The 16,251-nt window shown below is 61.1% G+C and carries 21 protein-coding genes and 3 tRNA genes; 12 read left to right on the top strand and 12 right to left on the bottom strand.

Annotated elements, in window-relative coordinates:
• The coding region (locus NKJ40_RS27490) for a GTP-binding protein (RefSeq protein WP_032936484.1) at window positions 1-95 on the bottom strand (95 nt) is incomplete at its 3' end.
• A gap of 271 nt (window positions 96-366) precedes the next feature.
• On the opposite strand from NKJ40_RS27490, the gene NKJ40_RS27495 reads away from it, so the two are divergent.
• From NKJ40_RS27495 to NKJ40_RS27505, 3 genes are all read left to right on the top strand, one after another.
• On the top strand, window positions 367-1,254 hold the full coding sequence (locus NKJ40_RS27495) for a DMT family transporter (RefSeq protein WP_352468755.1): 888 nt from the start codon (window positions 367-369) through the stop codon (window positions 1,252-1,254).
• Between the two features lie 33 nt (window positions 1,255-1,287).
• A complete protein-coding gene (locus tag NKJ40_RS27500) occupies window positions 1,288-1,737 on the top strand; it encodes a GFA family protein (protein WP_352468756.1) in 450 nt (149 codons plus the stop codon).
• A 104-nt stretch (window positions 1,738-1,841) separates the two neighbouring features.
• Window positions 1,842-2,501 carry a peptidoglycan recognition protein family protein gene (locus NKJ40_RS27505; RefSeq protein WP_352468757.1) on the top strand — a complete coding sequence of 220 codons (660 nt, stop codon included), beginning with the start codon at window positions 1,842-1,844 and terminating at the stop codon, window positions 2,499-2,501.
• A 45-nt stretch (window positions 2,502-2,546) separates the two neighbouring features.
• On the opposite strand, the gene NKJ40_RS27510 is transcribed toward NKJ40_RS27505, so the two are convergent.
• Window positions 2,547-2,804: a GlsB/YeaQ/YmgE family stress response membrane protein gene (locus tag NKJ40_RS27510; RefSeq protein WP_023717513.1), complete on the bottom strand. Its 258-nt coding sequence runs from the start codon at window positions 2,802-2,804 to the stop codon at window positions 2,547-2,549.
• A 159-nt stretch (window positions 2,805-2,963) separates the two neighbouring features.
• Between NKJ40_RS27510 and NKJ40_RS27515 the strand changes: the two genes are divergently transcribed.
• A complete protein-coding gene (locus tag NKJ40_RS27515) occupies window positions 2,964-3,431 on the top strand; it encodes a YidB family protein (RefSeq protein ID WP_352468758.1) in 468 nt (155 codons plus the stop codon).
• Between the two features lie 160 nt (window positions 3,432-3,591).
• On the opposite strand, the gene NKJ40_RS27520 is transcribed toward NKJ40_RS27515, so the two are convergent.
• Window positions 3,592-3,665 (bottom strand) — tRNA-Gly (locus tag NKJ40_RS27520).
• Window positions 3,666-3,732: 67 nt separating this feature from the next.
• Window positions 3,733-3,817 (bottom strand) — tRNA-Tyr (locus NKJ40_RS27525).
• A gap of 202 nt (window positions 3,818-4,019) precedes the next feature.
• Between NKJ40_RS27525 and NKJ40_RS27530 the strand changes: the two genes are divergently transcribed.
• Together NKJ40_RS27530 and NKJ40_RS27535 are read left to right on the top strand one after the other, a co-directional pair.
• A complete protein-coding gene (locus NKJ40_RS27530) occupies window positions 4,020-4,877 on the top strand; it encodes a TrmH family RNA methyltransferase (RefSeq protein ID WP_352468759.1) in 858 nt (285 codons plus the stop codon).
• Window positions 4,878-4,887: 10 nt separating this feature from the next.
• Window positions 4,888-5,199 (top strand): hypothetical protein, encoded by a 312-nt coding sequence (locus tag NKJ40_RS27535; protein ID WP_352468760.1) that lies wholly within the window; start codon window positions 4,888-4,890, stop codon window positions 5,197-5,199.
• Window positions 5,200-5,211: 12 nt separating this feature from the next.
• Here the strand turns inward: NKJ40_RS27535 and NKJ40_RS27540 are convergent, their stop codons facing one another.
• The 3 genes from NKJ40_RS27540 to gcl form a co-directional block, all read right to left on the bottom strand.
• On the bottom strand, window positions 5,212-6,096 hold the full coding sequence (locus tag NKJ40_RS27540; RefSeq protein WP_352468761.1) for a 2-hydroxy-3-oxopropionate reductase: 885 nt from the start codon (window positions 6,094-6,096) through the stop codon (window positions 5,212-5,214).
• A gap of 243 nt (window positions 6,097-6,339) precedes the next feature.
• On the bottom strand, window positions 6,340-7,137 hold the full coding sequence (hyi, locus tag NKJ40_RS27545) for a hydroxypyruvate isomerase (RefSeq protein ID WP_352468762.1): 798 nt from the start codon (window positions 7,135-7,137) through the stop codon (window positions 6,340-6,342).
• Between the two features lie 23 nt (window positions 7,138-7,160).
• Window positions 7,161-8,942, bottom strand: a complete 1,782-nt coding sequence (gene gcl / locus NKJ40_RS27550; protein ID WP_352468763.1) for a glyoxylate carboligase — start codon at window positions 8,940-8,942, stop codon at window positions 7,161-7,163.
• Between the two features lie 202 nt (window positions 8,943-9,144).
• Here gcl and bhcR point away from each other — a divergent pair, with 202 nt between their 5' ends.
• The gene (gene bhcR / locus NKJ40_RS27555) at window positions 9,145-10,002 is read left to right on the top strand and encodes an HTH-type transcriptional regulator BhcR (protein ID WP_352468764.1); all 858 of its coding nucleotides are present in this window, start codon (window positions 9,145-9,147) and stop codon (window positions 10,000-10,002) included.
• Window positions 10,003-10,043: 41 nt separating this feature from the next.
• Here the strand turns inward: bhcR and NKJ40_RS27560 are convergent, their stop codons facing one another.
• The 3 genes from NKJ40_RS27560 to NKJ40_RS27570 all read right to left on the bottom strand — a co-directional run bounded on the left by NKJ40_RS27560 (window position 10,044) and on the right by NKJ40_RS27570 (window position 11,527).
• Window positions 10,044-10,400 (bottom strand): hypothetical protein, encoded by a 357-nt coding sequence (locus NKJ40_RS27560; RefSeq protein WP_292665071.1) that lies wholly within the window; start codon window positions 10,398-10,400, stop codon window positions 10,044-10,046.
• 477 nt (window positions 10,401-10,877) lie between these two features.
• On the bottom strand, window positions 10,878-11,177 hold the full coding sequence (locus NKJ40_RS27565; protein WP_352468765.1) for a BA14K family protein: 300 nt from the start codon (window positions 11,175-11,177) through the stop codon (window positions 10,878-10,880).
• A 182-nt stretch (window positions 11,178-11,359) separates the two neighbouring features.
• Window positions 11,360-11,527, bottom strand: coding sequence for a hypothetical protein (locus NKJ40_RS27570; RefSeq protein ID WP_352468766.1), 168 nt, complete (start codon window positions 11,525-11,527; stop codon window positions 11,360-11,362).
• A gap of 158 nt (window positions 11,528-11,685) precedes the next feature.
• On the opposite strand from NKJ40_RS27570, the gene NKJ40_RS27575 reads away from it, so the two are divergent.
• The 3 genes from NKJ40_RS27575 (at window position 11,686) to NKJ40_RS27585 (ending at window position 13,401) form a co-directional block, all read left to right on the top strand.
• Window positions 11,686-11,761: transfer RNA gene (locus tag NKJ40_RS27575), tRNA-Thr, on the top strand.
• A 667-nt stretch (window positions 11,762-12,428) separates the two neighbouring features.
• The gene (locus NKJ40_RS27580) at window positions 12,429-12,626 is read left to right on the top strand and encodes a hypothetical protein (RefSeq protein ID WP_292661866.1); all 198 of its coding nucleotides are present in this window, start codon (window positions 12,429-12,431) and stop codon (window positions 12,624-12,626) included.
• A gap of 136 nt (window positions 12,627-12,762) precedes the next feature.
• Window positions 12,763-13,401, top strand: coding sequence for a cupin domain-containing protein (locus tag NKJ40_RS27585; RefSeq protein ID WP_352468767.1), 639 nt, complete (start codon window positions 12,763-12,765; stop codon window positions 13,399-13,401).
• 64 nt (window positions 13,402-13,465) lie between these two features.
• On the opposite strand, the gene NKJ40_RS27590 is transcribed toward NKJ40_RS27585, so the two are convergent.
• Window positions 13,466-14,032: a DUF2569 family protein gene (locus tag NKJ40_RS27590; protein ID WP_352468768.1), complete on the bottom strand. Its 567-nt coding sequence runs from the start codon at window positions 14,030-14,032 to the stop codon at window positions 13,466-13,468.
• Between the two features lie 138 nt (window positions 14,033-14,170).
• Here NKJ40_RS27590 and NKJ40_RS27595 point away from each other — a divergent pair, with 138 nt between their 5' ends.
• On the top strand, window positions 14,171-14,371 hold the full coding sequence (locus tag NKJ40_RS27595; protein WP_352468769.1) for a DUF2905 domain-containing protein: 201 nt from the start codon (window positions 14,171-14,173) through the stop codon (window positions 14,369-14,371).
• A gap of 55 nt (window positions 14,372-14,426) precedes the next feature.
• Here the strand turns inward: NKJ40_RS27595 and NKJ40_RS27600 are convergent, their stop codons facing one another.
• On the bottom strand, window positions 14,427-15,041 hold the full coding sequence (locus tag NKJ40_RS27600; RefSeq protein WP_352468770.1) for a TetR/AcrR family transcriptional regulator: 615 nt from the start codon (window positions 15,039-15,041) through the stop codon (window positions 14,427-14,429).
• Between the two features lie 91 nt (window positions 15,042-15,132).
• On the opposite strand from NKJ40_RS27600, the gene NKJ40_RS27605 reads away from it, so the two are divergent.
• Window positions 15,133-16,239: a polyamine ABC transporter substrate-binding protein gene (locus NKJ40_RS27605; protein ID WP_352468771.1), complete on the top strand. Its 1,107-nt coding sequence runs from the start codon at window positions 15,133-15,135 to the stop codon at window positions 16,237-16,239.
• The last annotated feature ends 12 nt before the right edge of the window (window positions 16,240-16,251 follow it).

The raw sequence follows: 16,251 nt of genomic DNA on the forward strand, positions 1-16,251 counted from the left end.
ATCGCCGCCGTCAGCGACGTCTTGCCATGGTCGACGTGACCAATCGTGCCAATGTTCACATGAGGCTTAGTGCGCTCGAATTTACCTTTTGCCATAGTCTCTTTCCTTGGACGGCCTGGGGACGGCCTGGACCTTCAGTTCAGTCGAATGCGGGGCGATTAGCGACTAAGGCCGAAAAACACAAGTGCCTTGTCGCCGAGCGCGCTCGCCCGCCCGAACGCGTGATCCGGTTTCGGAGAATGTGGCGCGGATATAGGAACGAACAAGGGCAAATGGAATGGTTACGGCGGCGGCTGACGGCTTTGACGGATTTACAGCCGGATCTGGCCCATTGCCGCTCTGGCGTCGGTCTGATTTCGTGGGCCGATGCATTTCTTCCCGACTGGCATACGAGGCCCGCTGTTCATGGTCGTTTCGACCGGGTCCTACATCGTCAACGACACGATGATGAAGCTCGCAACCGCGGGACTGCCGCCCTATGAGGTGCTGTTCCTGCGTGGTGCTGCCGCAACATTGTGGGGCATTCCGCTGCTGTTCATGCTGGGCTATGGCAAGCAGATCCCGCTGATCCTAGACCCGAAGGTTTTGCGCAGGAACATGCTCGAACTGGGTGCTATCCTTTGCTACGTGGTGGCGCTCGCCAACATGCAGATCGCCGATTCGACCGCGCTCGGGCAGATCACGCCCTTGCTGATGCTGGTCGGCTCCTCGATGCTGTTTGGCGAACGGATCGGCGGGGTACGCCTGGCGCTGATCGGGCTCGGCTTTGTCGGCGCGGTGATGGTGGCACAACCGACAATGCAGGGGATTTCGGTCTACGCCCTGCTGGCGCTAGGCAATGCAGCCCTGTCTGCGGCGCGCGATCTGGCCGGACGCAAGGTCGCCGCCGACGTGCCGGGGATGGTCGTCGCTATTTCCGCGGTGATTGTGGTACTCGCCGGCGCCGGCGTTGCGCATCTGGTTTCCGAGCAGTGGGTGGTGCCTGGGACCCGTCACCTGCTGCTGATGGGCGGCGCCGGACTGTTCCTGATCTTCGGCCACTTCTTCATCTTCATGGCCTATCGCGTCGGGCCGACCAGCGTGGTGGCGCCGTTCTACTATTGCTTTACCGTCTGGGCGGTGATTTCAGGCCTGGTGGTATTCCGGCAGCTCCCGAATGCGCTGGCCATCTGCGGCATCGTGCTGGTGGTGGCCAGCGGGTTGACCATCGTCTCGCTCGACGAGCGCAAGCGCCGGTTGACCGTCGTCGCTTGAAACTGAAATCGGCCTGCACAATGGGAGGAGCGCGTGGCAAGCCCGGATGACAACCAGAATGCAAGCAACCGCACGCTCGCCGGAAAGTGCCTGTGCGGCGCCGTTCAGTACGAGGTGGCGGACGCGTTCATCTATGCCGCGAACTGCCACTGCTCGAACTGCCGGCGCACCACCGGCTCGGCCTTCAAGCCATTCGCCGGCATCGAGCGCGACAGGCTGAGCCTGGCGAGGGGCGAGGACAATCTCATGATCTTCGGCGACGAAACCGGCCATGACGCGCACTGCAAGACTTGCGGCTCGTTGCTCTATTCGGTGGTCCGCGACGGTGCCTTCGTGCATGTCGCCATGGGAACCCTCGTCGACGAGCCGACCATCCGCCCGACGCAGCACATCTTCGTCGGCTCCAAGGCGAAGTGGTTCACGATCACCGACGATCTGCCGCAATACAGAGAACACGTGGTCGCCGGAGATGCCGGCGAATAGCTGACCGTTAGAAACGCTCAACCAAATTATCGTTTCGTTTTCGCGTCCGCCGCCAAGCAAACTATAGTGGGCTCCGTTACTGAACCTATGTCGCGGGGATTTCTGTGGCATTGTCGCCCGACTGGTTGCCCAATGTTGCGATGAGGCGCGTCATTTGCCACTGGACGGCCGGCTCGCATTCGGCCGGCGATACCGACAAGGATGCGTATCACATACTGGTCGAGGGGAATGGCCGCCTGGTCAGGGGCCGGCCTTCGATCGCGGTCAATTCGAGCCGGGTAAAACCGGGATATGCCGCGCACACGCTCAACTGCAACGGCGGCTCGATCGGGGTTTCGCTCTGCTGCATGGCCGGGGCGGAGGAAAGGCCGTTCGATGCCGGCCGCTATCCGATGACCAGGGCGCAGTGGGACGCGATGACCGCGGTTGTCGCCGAACTCTGCAAATATTACCGCATCAAGGTCACGCCCAAAACGGTGCTGTCGCATGCCGAAGTCGAGAGCAATCTCGGCATCGAACAACGCGGAAAATGGGATTTCACCCGGCTGCCCTTCGACCCGACGATCAGCGGCGCACGCGCCTGTGGCGAGCGGCTGCGCCGCGACGTGACGGCGGTAATGGGCGAGATGCCAAATCTGCCGGTGAGGATTGGGCGCGATGCCGTATGGCAGCGATTGCTGGAGGAATTATGGCCGATCATGGTGAGAGGGCTGGAAGCCGGCCTCAACACGCTGATCCGCGAGATCCTCAAAAGGATCAGATAGGCGGTCGGCATTCGGGTGAATGCCGACGCAACTGCCGGACGGCTTCTAGAGTGCCCTCTTGCCGCTGAACTGGTGATAGGCCCACAGGACAACCACGGCACCGACAACGGCTACGATCAGGCTATAGATGTTGAGCCCGGTAACGCCCGACGCGCCAAAGGCGCTGAAGATGAGCCCGCCGACGATAGCCCCGACAATCCCGAGGACGATGTCGAGCACAAGGCCTTGCCCGCTTTTATTGACGATCTTGCTGCCAATGAAGCCGGCGATGACGCCGAGAATAATCCAGCTTAATATTGACATTTTTCCTCTCCGTTCCCCGCGCTCGATTACTTCCACATTATTAAGCAAAGCTCAAGCCAACTTGAAAATCATGATTACGGAAAGCTCAAATCGGCTTGAAATTCGCCATGAATGCGTCATTGTCGGAGACGGACGGGCAATTTGACATGGAGATCCACAATGGGACTGTTTGACAATGCCGTTCCCGGCGGCAACGTCGCCAAGCCGCTGATGATCGCGCTCGGCGCACTTTTGGTGGGAAAAATGCTGAGTGGTGGAAGTTCCGCCCAGCCGGAGGCAGCGCAGAGCCCTGCCCCCGTCCCACCTGATACAACCGCATCCGCCGACGGCGGACTGCTCGGCGGTCTGGGCGGCCTGCTCGACAAACTGAAGGACGCCGGCCACGGCAACGTCGCCAATTCGTGGGTCGGCACCGGTCAGAACCAGCCGATCAACCCCAGCGATCTAGGCAGTGCCCTCGGCCCGCAGATCATCCAGGAGATCGCGCAAAGGACGGGCCTGAACCAGCAGGAATTGCTCCAGCAATTGTCCGCGGCCTTGCCCGGGCTTGTCGACCATCTGACGCCGAACGGGCAAGTGCCGCAGCAGAACCAGCTCGCGTCGATATTCAGCAAATTCGCGAGCTGACGCCTGTCGCCCAACGCCGCCTGCGGGTTGCGACAACGATAATACAGATTTAAGATGCACGCCCGTCTGGACGCGCAACCTTGAATTATCGGCAAAGCGCTTCGCTTGGCGCTGCCTGCTTCGGCATCGTGCGCGAGTGCGCCGCGGCTTGGGGGAAATCTGGAGCGGGTAGCGGGAATCGAACCCGCATATTCAGCTTGGAAGGCTGCTGCTCTACCACTGAGCTATACCCGCGCCTTTCAGTCAAGCATCGGATCCGCTCCGACGCTCGCTCTGCGTTTCAGGGCTTCCGGGCCGGCAGTGGTGGAGAGGGTTGGATTTGAACCAACGTAGGCATAGCCAACGGATTTACAGTCCGTCCCCTTTAACCACTCGGGCACCTCTCCAGTCTGCCGCCGGAGCCATGCAACGAGGCATCGACGCGTCGCGGCCGCCAAAGCAGCCCTTCCGCGAAGCGCCTTATGGCGGCAGCGCCCAAAACTGTCAACCGCAACATCCCGGCAAAAAGCGCTGAATCTCACGCCTCGCCCGACAAGCAGCTTCTGCGGCTGTATCCATGGCCGGACGACACGGCTATAGAAGCCGGCCATGAGCAACGATAACAAGTCCAAGACCCCGAAAGACACCCACTACGCCAAGCTGCGCCGCGCGCATCGCGAGGAGAAGAGCGGCGGCGCGCCGGCGTTCAGGCCGCGCCAGCCGGTGCCGGCCGGCGAGAACCCGGCGGATGGACTGGTGCGGCTCTACGGGCTGCACACGGTGCGGGCAGCGCTCGACAATCCGCGCCGCAAAATCAAAACAATGCTGGTGACGCGCAACGCTGCCGAGCGACTGGCAATCGCCGATCTCGGCGCTTTGCCCTTCAAGGCGGAACTGGTCGAACCCAGGGACATCGACAAGGTCACCGGCTCCGATGCCGTGCATCAGGGTGTGCTGATCGAGGCCGAGCCGCTGACACCGAAGCGGCTCGATGCGCTTGGCGACGCCAGGCTGGTGCTGGTGCTCGACCAGATCACCGATCCGCACAATGTCGGCGCGATCCTGCGCTCGGCGGTGGCCTTCGGCGCCGGTGCACTGATCACCACGGCGCGCCATAGCCCGCAGGAATCCGGCGTGCTGGCGAAATCGGCATCCGGCGCGCTGGAGCACATCGACCAGATCGAGGTGAAGAACCTCGCCGACGCGCTCGGCCAACTGCACGAGGCAGGCTTCCAGACGATCGGCCTGGATTCGGACGGGCCGGCGGAGCTCGAAACGAGCTTTGCCGGAGAAAAGATCGCGTTGGTGCTTGGCGCCGAGGGCAAAGGCCTGCGCCAGAAAACGCGCGAAACGGTGACGACGCTCGCCCGGCTAGACATGCCCGGCGCCATCCGTTCGCTCAACGTATCGAATGCGGCGGCGGTGAGCCTTTATGCGGCCCAACGGTGGTTCGCGCGCGGCAAATAGGACGCAATGCATGTCATTGGATTTTGTCGTTCTCAATCCAGATGGACATATCGGTCGATGCGTATCGGTAGGTCCCTCTGCGCATCATGAAATCGTGTCAATCGCAAACCAAAACGCGTTTGAACTCATACTGAAATTCGAAGATTTCTATGAGGACGCGACTCTTCCGATCGAATCCTTACCTTTCTTGACCAAGCAAGTTGAGGCACTTGGGCGAACTGAAGGAATGTCGGAGGAATCCAAAGATTTTCTGAAACGTTTTGCCGATCTCATACGCTATGCGGTCGAACGAAGTCGGCCCATCGAAGCTATTGCAGACTAATTCACCTCACTCTCACCCAACCTCGTGGCCAGCCATCCGCTCCAGTGCCCTGACCAGTGCCGAATGGTCTTCCTTTGCTCCACCGTTCGCCGCGCAAGAATTGAACAATTGCTGCGTGGTCGAGGTGTTGGGCAGCGCCACGCCGAGGGCTTTCGCGCCTTCCAGCGCGAGATTGAGATCCTTCTGGTGGAGTTCGATGCGGAAGCCGGGCGCGAAGCTGCGCTTGATCATGCGCTCGCCGTGCACTTCGAGAATGCGCGAGGCGGCCAGCCCGCCCATCAGCGCCTGCCTGACCTTGGCCGGATCGGCGCCGGCTTTCGAAGCAAAGACAAGCGCTTCGGCGACGGCTTCGATGGTCAGCGCGACGACGATCTGATTGGCGACCTTGGTTGTCTGGCCGACGCCGTTGGGTCCGACCAGCGTAATGTTCTTGCCCAACTTCTCGAAGATGGGCCTGGCGCGTTCGAAGGCTTTTTCCTCGCCGCCGACCATGATGGTCAGCGACGCCGCCTTGGCGCCGACCTCGCCGCCCGACACCGGCGCATCGAGATAGTCGCAGTCGAGATCGTTGATCTTTTTTGCGAATTCCTTGGTCTCGATCGGCGAGATCGAGCTCATGTCGATGACCAGCTTGCCTCTTGTCAGCCCGGACGCGACGTCATTTTCGCCGAACAGCACATCGGCCACCTGCGGCGTATCCGGAACCATGGTGATGACAATGTCGGCCGTTTTCGCGACGGCGCTGTGGCCAGAGACGATCTTCAGACCCTTGTCGACGAGATCGGCCGGCGGTTTCGAGCGGTGGTCGCTGGCGAAGACTTGATAGCCGGCATCAAGCAGATGCCCCGCCATCGGCGCGCCCATGATGCCGAGGCCGATGAAGCCGATGGTTTCCATGTCTTTCTCCGTTTCTTGTTAAGGCGGCGTTCCTGCGCGCCCCCCTCTGGCCTGCCGGCCATCTCCCCCACGAGTGGGGAGATCGGCATTTCCCGCGCCGGCCCTTAAACTGTCCCGACCTCGAAAATAGGCGAAAGCGGCGGTGACATCCAATCTCCCTCCTTGTGGGGGAGATGCCAAGTTTTGGCAAAGAGGGCAGGCCAGAGGGGGGCGCGAAGGAACGCGACGTGCGATACGTAGCGTCTACGCCGCTGCACTCCCCTGCCCGGCCACATCCCGAAACCAGCCAAGTCCGGCTTCCGTTCCGCCCTTCGGCTTGTATTCCGCGCCGACCCAGCCGGAATAGCCGATGCGGTCGATGTGATTGTACAGGAAGGGAAAATTGATCTCGCCCGTCCCCGGCTCATGACGGCCGGGATTGTCCGCAAGCTGGATATGCGCGATGCGGTTGAGGTTTGCCTCAATGGTACGGGCGAGATCCCCCTCCATGATCTGCATGTGATAGATGTCGTATTGCAGGAACAGGTTCTTCGAGCCGACGCGGTCGATCAGCGCCAGAGCCTGGTCCGAGTAATTCAGAAAAAAACCCGGTATGTCGCGGGTGTTGATCGGCTCGATCAGCAGCCTGATGCCGGCCTGCTCCAGCTTCTCGGCCGCGAAAGCCAGATTTTCGGCGAAGACGTCTTCCAACACGGAGCGATCGACGCCTTGCGGCGCGATGCCGGCGAGGCAGTTGACCTGCTCGCAGCCCAGCGCGTGCGCATAGGTGACGACCTTGGCAATGCCTTGCCGGAACTCCGGGATGCGGTCGGGCAGGATCGCGATGCCGCGCTCGCCCTTGGCCCAGTCACCGGCAGGCAGGTTGAACAGGACCTGAGTCAACCCGTTCTTCTTCAACCTGGCCGCGACGACATCCGGCGCATGGTCATAGGGGCCGATATACTCGACGCCCTTGAAGCCGGCGCGGGCGGCGGCATCGAAGCGGTCGAGGAAGTCATGCTCGCCAAAGAGCATCGAAAGATTGGCTGAAAACCGTGGCATGGCAGTAGTTCCTCATAAACGGCTTAATCGAGCATGACGATTGCCGTGGGGGCATCTTCGTGATGTTCGGCAAGCTCCTCGAATTCGGTGATCTTGTCGATTTCGGTGCCCATCGAAACATTGGTGACGCGCTCGAGGATGAATTCGAGCACCACCGGAACCTGGTGCTCGTTCATCAGCCGCTGCGCCTCTTCGAAGGCACCGGCGAATTCCTCAGGCCGGCGCACCCGAACCGCCTTGCAGCCCATCGCCTCGGCAACGGCGACGTGGTCGACGCCGTAGCCCGCCTCAGGTTCGTCTTTCCGGTTGACGTTCTCGAAGGCCAGGCTGACTTCGAAATCCATCGAAAAGCCGCGCTGCGCCTGGCGGATCAGCCCGAGATAGGCGTTGTTCACCACGACATGGATGTAGGGCAATTTGTGCTGTGCGCCGGCCGCCAGTTCCTCGATCATGAACTGGAAATCATAGTCGCCGGACAATGCCACAATTGTGCGGTCCGGATCGGCGGCGCGAACGCCGAGGGCTGCCGGCAATGTCCAGCCGAGCGGCCCGGCCTGGCCGCAATTGATCCAGTTGCGCGGCTTGTAGACATGCAGGAACTGCGCCCCGGCGATCTGCGACAGGCCGATCGTGGTGACATAGGTGGTGTCGCGGCCGAACGCCTTGTTCATCTCCTCGTAGACGCGCTGCGGCTTCAGCGGCACCTGGTCGAAATGGGTCTTGCGCTTCATCGTCTTCTTGCGCTGCCGGCATTCGCCGGCCCAGCCCGACCAGTCGCGCAATTTCCCGGCCGTCCTCCATTCGGTGGCGACGTCGAGCAGCATTTTAAGCGCCGCACCGGCATCCGAGACGACGCCAAGATCCGGTGCGAAGACCCGGCCGATCTGCGTCGGCTCGATATCGACGTGGATGAACTTCTTGCCCTTGGTGTAGACGTCGACCGAACCGGTGTGGCGGTTGGCCCAGCGGTTGCCGATGCCGAAAACGAAATCGGCTTCGAGCATCGTCGCGTTGCCGTAGCGATGCGAGGTCTGCAGCCCGCACATACCGGCCATCAGCCGGTGGTCGTCGGGGATCGCGCCCCAGCCCATCAGCGTCGGGATGACAGGCACACCGGTGACTTCGGCGAATTCGATCAACAGGTCCGACGCATCAGCGTTGATGATGCCGCCGCCGGCGACGATGACAGGCTTGTCGGCCGCATTGAGCATTTTCAGTGCCTTCTCGGCCTGGGCGCGCGACATTGCCGGCTTGAACGGCACCAGCGGCTCGTAGGCATCGATGTCGAACTCGATCTCCGCCAGTTGCACGTCGACCGGGAGATCGACCAGCACCGGCCCCGGCCGCGACGAGCGCATCAGATGGAACGCTTTCTGCAGCGCCATCGGCACCAGATAGGGCTCCATGACGGTGACCGCCCATTTGGTGACCGGCGCGGCGATGGCGGCGATGTCGACAGCCTGGAAATCCTCTTTGTTGAGGCGTGCCCGCGGCGCCTGCCCGGTGATGCAGAGGATCGGGATAGAATCGGCAGCGGCCGAATAGAGGCCGGTGATCATATCGGTGCCGGCGGGACCCGAAGTGCCGATGCACAGACCGATATTGCCCGATCTGGCGCGGGTGAACCCTTCGGCCATATGCGAGGCCGCCTCGACGTGACGCGCAAGGATGTGGCGGATACTGCCCCTCGCCTTCAGTGCCGAATAGAGCGGGTTGATCGCAGCACCTGGCACGCCGAAGGCACAGGAGATGCCTTCCTTTTCGAGAACGAGAACCGCTGCGTCGACTGCGCGCATCCTGGCCATGTCAGCCTCCACGGAATTGTTGATAGCCAATGATGCCAGCGCACCAATGATTTTTCAATTTTTTCAGAATATTTTTTCATTTCTAGAAAACAGCTCTTATAGGTTGAATTAATTGATTTTTTTGTTTTCCACGAATTCGCTTCGCAAATCAGTGAAAAACTTTTTCATTGCCTGTTTGGCCAAACAGAGCGAAGAACGGCCGATGGAAACCACTGAAAAACGCCAGCGCGGCCGGCCGCGCGCCTTCAACGGGCCGTCCGAGGCCGCCTCGGTGCAGTCGCTGGACCGGGCGCTGCGCATCCTGGCAATCGTGGCCGATGGCAGTGGCCTGTCGCTGAGCGAGATCGCCGCCAGTTCCGGTCTGCCGGCATCCACCGCCTACCGCATGCTGACGACGCTGGAGAACCATGGCATGGTCGAGTTCGACGGCACCGACCAGCTGTGGTCGATCGGCGTCGAGACCTATCGCATGGGCGCGGCGTTCCTGCGCCGCCGCAAGCTGGTCGACCGCGCCCGTATCGTCATGCAGGAATTGATGGAGAAGACCGGCGAGACCGCCAATCTCGGCGTCGCCGAGGACGATTGCGTCGTCTTCGTCAGCCAGGTCGAGACGCACCAGGCGATCCGCGCCTTCTTCCGGCCGGGCACGCGCAGCTCCTTCCATGCCTCGGGCATAGGCAAGGCGGTGCTGGCGCATCTCGAGCCGGAACGCGTCGCCACCATCCTGCGCCGGGCCGGGCTGGAGCGCTTCACTGAAAACACGCTGTCCGACATCTCGGCTCTCGCCCGCGACCTGGTGACGATCAAGCTGCGCGGCTGGTCGGTAGACGACGAGGAGCGGCATCCGGGCATGCGCTGCGTTGCCGCCGCCATCTTCAACGAATTCGGCGAGCCGATCGGCGGCGTTTCGGTCTCCGGGCCGACGGTGCGGGTCACGCCGGAACGGCTAGCCGAGATCGGCCCGCTTGTGCGCGATGCAGCTGCAGAGGTGACGAGGATGATCGGCGGCCTGCCGACCCGTCCCGGCCTTGGCAGCGATCCGAGCGCATGGCAGCGCTGACCAGCGCCGAATGGTGCGACATTCTGCCAGGATGGCCAGAGCTAGGCCCCGGGCACCGCGCTCTTGGTCGACAGGTCGTAGAAATCAAGCAGCATCGCCAGCCCAACTCCGCAGGCGGTGAAGATGAGGCCGGCAATGAAGATACGATTGGCGCGTTCAAGAACGCGCCGTTGTAGAGACGTTAAGTCGAGCAGCAACCGCAGCGCTCGTATCTGCAGGGCAATGCCGATCAAAATCGGCACGACTGCGGCCAGGTGATAGATTTCCCATGGTATCGGGTTGGCGGCCCAATGCGTGATGAAGCCCAGCGAGAACGCCAGCAGGATGCCGACGGTGGTGATCGTGCCGTTGCGGAAAACCGTCTCGATCGGCTCTTCGTTCGGATCGTGCTCGCCCAAGCGCCCTCTCCCTGTTTCGACTTCAGCGGTAGTTTAGGCTGTCGGGAAATTCCTGTACATCGGCAAGAGCCGAACGGCGGGATAAGGCAGTCTTCAGTGTTGGCGGTTGGCGTAAACCGTGCGGCAATCCAATCTCCCCCCTTGCGGGGGAGATGTCCGGCAGGACAGAGGGGGGTGGGAAGGATCGCCGGCTTCGATGTTTAGCCACTCCAACTGGGAATTGGCGTAGGGCTTGACTGTCATCTATTGACAGGTAGTGCGGGACAGCACCCCCCTCTGCCCTGCCGGGCATCTCCCCCGCAAGGGGGGAGATTGGCAGTTTCATCGACGGCGCCAAATTCGAAAATGATGAGCTATGCCGACGGTGGCGGTCGACCATTCGAATAGGAGCCCAGACACACAGAAAAGGGGCAGTGGGGTGCCCCTTCTTCCGGTTGCCTGAAACGGTCACCTCCTCTCAAGCTGGCATAGTGGCTCTCAAAGCCGGCAGCGATGGCGATAACCGTCGTAGCCGACATAGGTGTCCGAGTACGGGTCGTAGCTCTGGTAGCGATTGAGGCAGCGCCGGACGTGCCAGGAGTCGCCGTCTTCGTCGATATAGACGGTGCGCGGCTGGGCCAGCGCGCTGCCGAGCAGGAAGCCGCCGACACCTGCGGCAATACCGATGCCGAGGTGCTTGTGCTTGTGATGGGCGGCTGAAGGCTGAACCGTGCCGACCAGCATGGCGGCGGCGACAGTGGTGGCGACGAGGCCGGAAACGACGGTGCGATTGAACATGACGATCTCCTTGTTGTGGGAGGCGATCAACCGCCTCTTGACCGTCAGTCGTCGCAGCAAGGAAAAAGGTTCGAAGGTCTTTGAATTTTTTCTCGAAGCGGGAAATCGCCCGGTCCGATGCTGTCAGCCGCGACTACGAAGGGTCGCGCTGTTCGACAGTTCACCGGAACAATCGGCAGGCCTCAGCCCATGCCGGTAATATGGCGAAGCCAGAAGGCGAGCGCGATGAAGCCGATGATGGTGGTGACGCCGGTCCAGTCGATATTGGCGCGCTTCAGGTCCTTCATGAGCTTCACCAGGAGAACCCAGGCCACGACGACGAGCGGGAGAATGATGACAAACCTGATCATGCGACTGCCTCGCTGATGCGATTGCACCTTCGATCAATATAGGGAGCGAATTGGCCGTTTTCAGGACGCCCTGGCGGCAGAACCGGCGCGTCCGCCGGGAACCGAAAAACGGAGTTTTGTCTTTACTGGCGCAGCAAATATGCTAACCGGAGCGCCGTGCCCTTGTAGCTCAGCTGGTAGAGCAGCGGTTTTGTAAACCGAAGGTCGGCGGTTCGATCCCGTCCGGGGGCACCAGTACGGTGTTCTTGAGACCTGCGGGGCGCTTGATATCTGCTCATCCCCGATATCCACAGGCCGGGGCCGTCAGGATCGGTAGCACATCAGCTTCAACGCATATATTCCCTAGCGGAAACCATAGTTCCCTAGCGGAAAACTTAGGAGTCTTCGTTGGAGCAGAGACGCACGACCGCCCCCTTCGTCAGCGGCATGTTTGGTGGCGTTGTCGTCTTCGCCTTCGCCTTCGGGTTCCGTTTCCTGATAAGTCCTGACCCTGATCCTGCATCAAGAGCAACGACAAGCCTTTCGGTACTGGCCTTCGCCATTTGCTTCGGCGCGGCATTCCTTCGCGAGCATCGGCGCCAGATTGCGGCCGCCCGAGAATTTCTAAGCCGCCCAAGAACGTATTAGGCCCCACGCGTTCCCGACCGTCCCCCCTCGGCGAACCACAAATTTTGCGTGAGTTACCGGGTTAACCTGACATCAGATTGCGCTTTGGCGTCTCATACCAGGAGATCCCTAGCCTATTTGTGTCTTGCGCTTACAGGGCCGTCATTTCGGCCTCTCTCCGGGCTCCGGGCCATTTAACAGCATTCGATTCAATTGCTCCTGTGTATATTAGCACTAGCTCAATTAAGCGCGCCGACAATGCCCGTGCGGCGGGCCAAAAACCAAAGGTGTTGTCATGCGAAGTGATTTCGCCGCGGCGCGCGAGCTTTTGGAGTGCGCACAAAACCGCCTCTGCGGCGTGGATGAAACGAGCCGACGCGTCAACGAGGCCCTCGACGCGCTGATTGAAGAAATAGCCATCGCGGAATTCCGCAAGGCGCCACTAACGGTCGTGCCGTTTCCACGAGCGCGCCCGCCTAAGCATGTCCGGTAGAGCGCCGATCGCCCGCGTTGACGAGGAGCCGGCGGCTGGTGTTTCGGCAATCGCCCGTTCGAGCGTCGTTGAACGACCAATCCGTTGACGATAAAGTTGCCCGACACTGGTGCTCAGAAACCCGCGAGCTGATCCTATGTCACGCTGTGGAGATGTCTACGAGAACAAGGTGACCGGCGAATATGCCGTCATCCTGCGTGGCACCGAAGACCGCGGCCAGGGACCTGGCATCGCTCATCTGACAGCCCGGCCGGGAGCCGCAGTGGTGGGCGAGCACTTCCACCCGAACCTGACGGAACGGTTTACCGTCCTCGGCGGCCGGCTCGACGCTTGCATCGCCGGGAAGACTTTATCCCTGGGGCTTGGCCAATCCGCCACGGTCGAAGCAGGCGTCGCACATGATTGGTGGAACAGCAGCAAAACCGAAGAAGCGCATGTGCTGGTCGAAGTCGACCGGGCGCCAGGTGCGGACAATGTCGACCCGAACCGCTTCGAGCTGCTGATTGGCATGCTCTTCGGCCTGGCCAATGCCGGCAAGGTGGACAGAAAAGGCAGACCTTCGCCGCTTCAGGCGGCAGTCATTGCCAGGGAATTTGCCGACGTGATCGTCTTCACGCACCCGCCACCTTCGATTCAGCGAGTGGCGCTGGGGATCCTGGCGCCACTCGGCCATCTGCTCGGCTATCGCGCGATCGACCCCGACTACTGCAAGCCGCACGGACATGTCACGCCGGCTCCTGAAATCCTCGCTCGAGCAGGCCTAACGGCTGGGTGATCCGGGTCGATACTGGGCGCCCGGCATTTTTGTCGGCAGCCATACACAGCACTCGCGGCAAGCTCTATGAAGCACTCGCGACCTGACCGGATATCGCGGCCCTGTCGAACGTGTTTCTCACCCTGACCGACTTGTAGACATAGGCGACCCAGATCCCGGTCAGTACAAAAGAAACTGCGGGCATGACCGGCGCACCCCCTGCAAGCACCAGGCTCACAGGAGCGCTCATAACCGCTGAGATCCACACCGTGTCCAGAATAAACACGATTGGTATTGCAAACCACTGATACAGGAACAGCTGCTTGAAGCGGGAACTCCGCCGCAGCATTGCCGCGAACACAATCACCTGAAGCACCAGAAACGCCAGCAACAGGGCAATCTCGCCGTAGACCGCCAAGGCGCCATTGGGGAGCGTCATTAGCTGTCGATAGCCCTCGCTCGAAGAGAACAGCTCAGCCAGCGTGCGGAAAGGTGCCAAGCACTGTCCAATCGCCAGCAGCATAAGCCAGCCTCCGAAACCTACGAGAGCCGAAGTATCCTGTAATGGCTTTGCGGCTGACCGAACGGCAAAGAAAACAGGCACACCGATCAGCAGCAGCAGTATAGCCCAATGCCAGATGGAAATCTGCATCCAACCCTCCCTTGATGCCCTTTTAGGTTGTAACAGATTGCAAGCTCAACTCAAGAGGCAACATCGAGAGGAAGCGCTGCCTGCGGACCCGTCAGCGCTATATTTCTGGCACGATACTATTTCCGGCAGGATGCTGCCATGTCGCGAACTCTGATCGTCGTTGGTCTCAGCATAGTCGCCATAGGCCTGCTGTGGCCTTGGTTGGCCCGGACCGGCCTTGGCAGGCTGCCCGGCGATATCGTGATCGAGCGTGAGAACTTCAGGCTTTATGTCCCCATCACCACGGGGATACTGGTCAGCATCGTGCTCTCGGCCATTCTATGGCTGATCAACCATTAGGCGATGCTCCGGCTGCGGTGATTTGTGTTGCAGGCCCTACTCGCCCTTGATCTTCTTACACTCCTATCGCCGCCACCAATATCCTGTTCTGCCTCCGTATCGCCGTGCGCAGCTCAGCAAGCCTCGCCTCCTCGCGCTTCACGAATTCGATGAACATCATGTTCATGTTGTTGAAGATGAGTTCGCCGAGCGCCGGCCCGTCGATGTCGCGCCGCACCAGGCCGAGCGCCTGCAGGCGGGCGATCAGCGCGCGGATCTGCTCGGTCAGGGCGCGGTCTAGCGCGGTATAGGCCTGGCCGAACGGGCTGTCCGGCAGTTGCGTCGAGATCGCCATCGCCTGCCGCCACATCTCCTTGCTGAGGTAATGCAGCGAGTGCTCGATATAGATGCCGAGCAGCGTGTCCAGCGCGTCGCCGATATTTGCCGGCGGGTTGGCGACGACGCCGCGCCCGGCATTCAGCACCTCGTTGACCTCCATCGAGACGATGGCGCCGAGGATGTCGCCCTTGTTCTGGTAGTAATTGTAGATCGTGCCGACCGAAACTTCGGCCTGCGCGGCGATGGTTTCGATCTTGGCGCCTTCATAACCGGCATCGCGGAAAAGCGCCGCCGCCGCCTCGATGATGCGGCGGTGCCGATCCGCCTTCTGCCTTGCCCGCAATCCGCTCATAGCGGCTGTTTGCCACAAAAACAGAATTGACTCAATTTTAGAATTGGTTCAATTTTTTGCTACAAGCCAAAAAGGCAAGGGAGAACACTCGATGTCCGTCAATCCAAAGACCCCCAATCCAACCGTCAGGAATCCGCTTTCCGTTCTGAAGAGCCATCTCCAGCGCGCGTGTGCCGCGGCAGCCCTGCTGCTGGCGGCGGGCAGCCTCGCTCAGGCGCAGGACCTCAACGCGCTGATCTGGTGCGATCACGCCGATCCGGCGCTGCTGCAGCCGTTCGAGGAGGCGAACGGTGTCAAGGTCAATGTCAAGGAGTTCGAAGGCACCGGCGCCGGCCTGGCCATCGTCGAACAGTCGCAGCCCGGCGACTGGGACGTGATGGTGATCGACAGCATCGACATACCGCGCGGCGTCGAAAAGGGCCTGTTCGAACCGCTACCGGAAGACAAGCTGCCGCTGGCCGACCTGTTTCCGCAGGTGAAGATGGATGGCTCCACCGTCGTCGACGGCAAGCGTTACGGCATCACCGAAAAGTTCGGCTACAACACGATCGGCTACAACAAGACCAAGGTCGACCCGGCCGACATGCAGTCGCTTGCCGCGCTGACCGGCGACAAATACAAGGGCAAGATCGCAATCTACGACTATTACCTGCCGGTCATCGGCATGGCCGCACTGGCGATCGGCAAGAAGACGGCGGAACTGACCGAAGCCGACCTTCCCCCAATCAAGGAAGAGCTGCTCAAAATGAAGGCCAATGCCAAGCTGGTCGGCGAAGTGACCGCCAGCCAGACGGCGCTGGCGACCGGCGAGGTCGACATTCTGGTCGGCGGCGGCGAATGGGTGACAGCGGGGCTGGCCAAGGAAAACCCTGCGCTGGACTTCTCGATCCCGAAAGAAGGCGCCGTGCTGTGGTCGCAGTCGCTGGCAATGTTCAAGGATTCCAAGAACAAGGAGCTGGCGCTTAAATTCATCCAGTACATTATGAGCCCCGAAGGCCAGGCGCGGCTCGCCACCTCGTCTTGCTATTGGGGCATGCCGGCCAACAGCAAGGCGGCCCTGAGCGACGAGCAGAAGAAGATCCTGCGCTTCGACGAGCAGCCGGAATTCCTCGCCCGCGCGCAGTCCTATCCGGCGCCGAACGCCGATCTCGACAAGAAGATGCAAGACGTCTGGACCGAAATGCTGCAGGCGCAATGACCGGCTGCCGGT

This window comes from Mesorhizobium sp. M0119 (genome assembly GCF_040322615.1).
GTDB lineage: Bacteria > Pseudomonadota > Alphaproteobacteria > Rhizobiales > Rhizobiaceae > Mesorhizobium.

Excerpts from the sequence above, each read along its gene's own strand:
- NKJ40_RS27530 (WP_352468759.1), top strand. The coding sequence starts at position 4,020 with ATGAGCAACGATAACAAGTCCAAGACCCCGAAAGACACCCACTACGCC.
- NKJ40_RS27570 (WP_352468766.1), bottom strand. The coding sequence starts at position 11,527 with ATGATCAGGTTTGTCATCATTCTCCCGCTCGTCGTCGTGGCCTGGGTT.
- NKJ40_RS27510 (WP_023717513.1), bottom strand. The coding sequence starts at position 2,804 with ATGTCAATATTAAGCTGGATTATTCTCGGCGTCATCGCCGGCTTCATT.
- NKJ40_RS27515 (WP_352468758.1), top strand. The coding sequence starts at position 2,964 with ATGGGACTGTTTGACAATGCCGTTCCCGGCGGCAACGTCGCCAAGCCG.
- NKJ40_RS27600 (WP_352468770.1), bottom strand. The coding sequence starts at position 15,041 with ATGAGCGGATTGCGGGCAAGGCAGAAGGCGGATCGGCACCGCCGCATC.
- NKJ40_RS27590 (WP_352468768.1), bottom strand. The coding sequence starts at position 14,032 with ATGCAGATTTCCATCTGGCATTGGGCTATACTGCTGCTGCTGATCGGT.
- NKJ40_RS27565 (WP_352468765.1), bottom strand. The coding sequence starts at position 11,177 with ATGTTCAATCGCACCGTCGTTTCCGGCCTCGTCGCCACCACTGTCGCC.
- NKJ40_RS27585 (WP_352468767.1), top strand. The coding sequence starts at position 12,763 with ATGTCACGCTGTGGAGATGTCTACGAGAACAAGGTGACCGGCGAATAT.
- NKJ40_RS27605 (WP_352468771.1), top strand. The coding sequence starts at position 15,133 with ATGTCCGTCAATCCAAAGACCCCCAATCCAACCGTCAGGAATCCGCTT.
- gcl (WP_352468763.1), bottom strand. The coding sequence starts at position 8,942 with ATGGCCAGGATGCGCGCAGTCGACGCAGCGGTTCTCGTTCTCGAAAAG.
- NKJ40_RS27535 (WP_352468760.1), top strand. The coding sequence starts at position 4,888 with ATGTCATTGGATTTTGTCGTTCTCAATCCAGATGGACATATCGGTCGA.
- NKJ40_RS27595 (WP_352468769.1), top strand. The coding sequence starts at position 14,171 with ATGTCGCGAACTCTGATCGTCGTTGGTCTCAGCATAGTCGCCATAGGC.
- NKJ40_RS27495 (WP_352468755.1), top strand. The coding sequence starts at position 367 with ATGCATTTCTTCCCGACTGGCATACGAGGCCCGCTGTTCATGGTCGTT.
- NKJ40_RS27540 (WP_352468761.1), bottom strand. The coding sequence starts at position 6,096 with ATGGAAACCATCGGCTTCATCGGCCTCGGCATCATGGGCGCGCCGATG.
- bhcR (WP_352468764.1), top strand. The coding sequence starts at position 9,145 with ATGGAAACCACTGAAAAACGCCAGCGCGGCCGGCCGCGCGCCTTCAAC.
- hyi (WP_352468762.1), bottom strand. The coding sequence starts at position 7,137 with ATGCCACGGTTTTCAGCCAATCTTTCGATGCTCTTTGGCGAGCATGAC.
- NKJ40_RS27580 (WP_292661866.1), top strand. The coding sequence starts at position 12,429 with ATGCGAAGTGATTTCGCCGCGGCGCGCGAGCTTTTGGAGTGCGCACAA.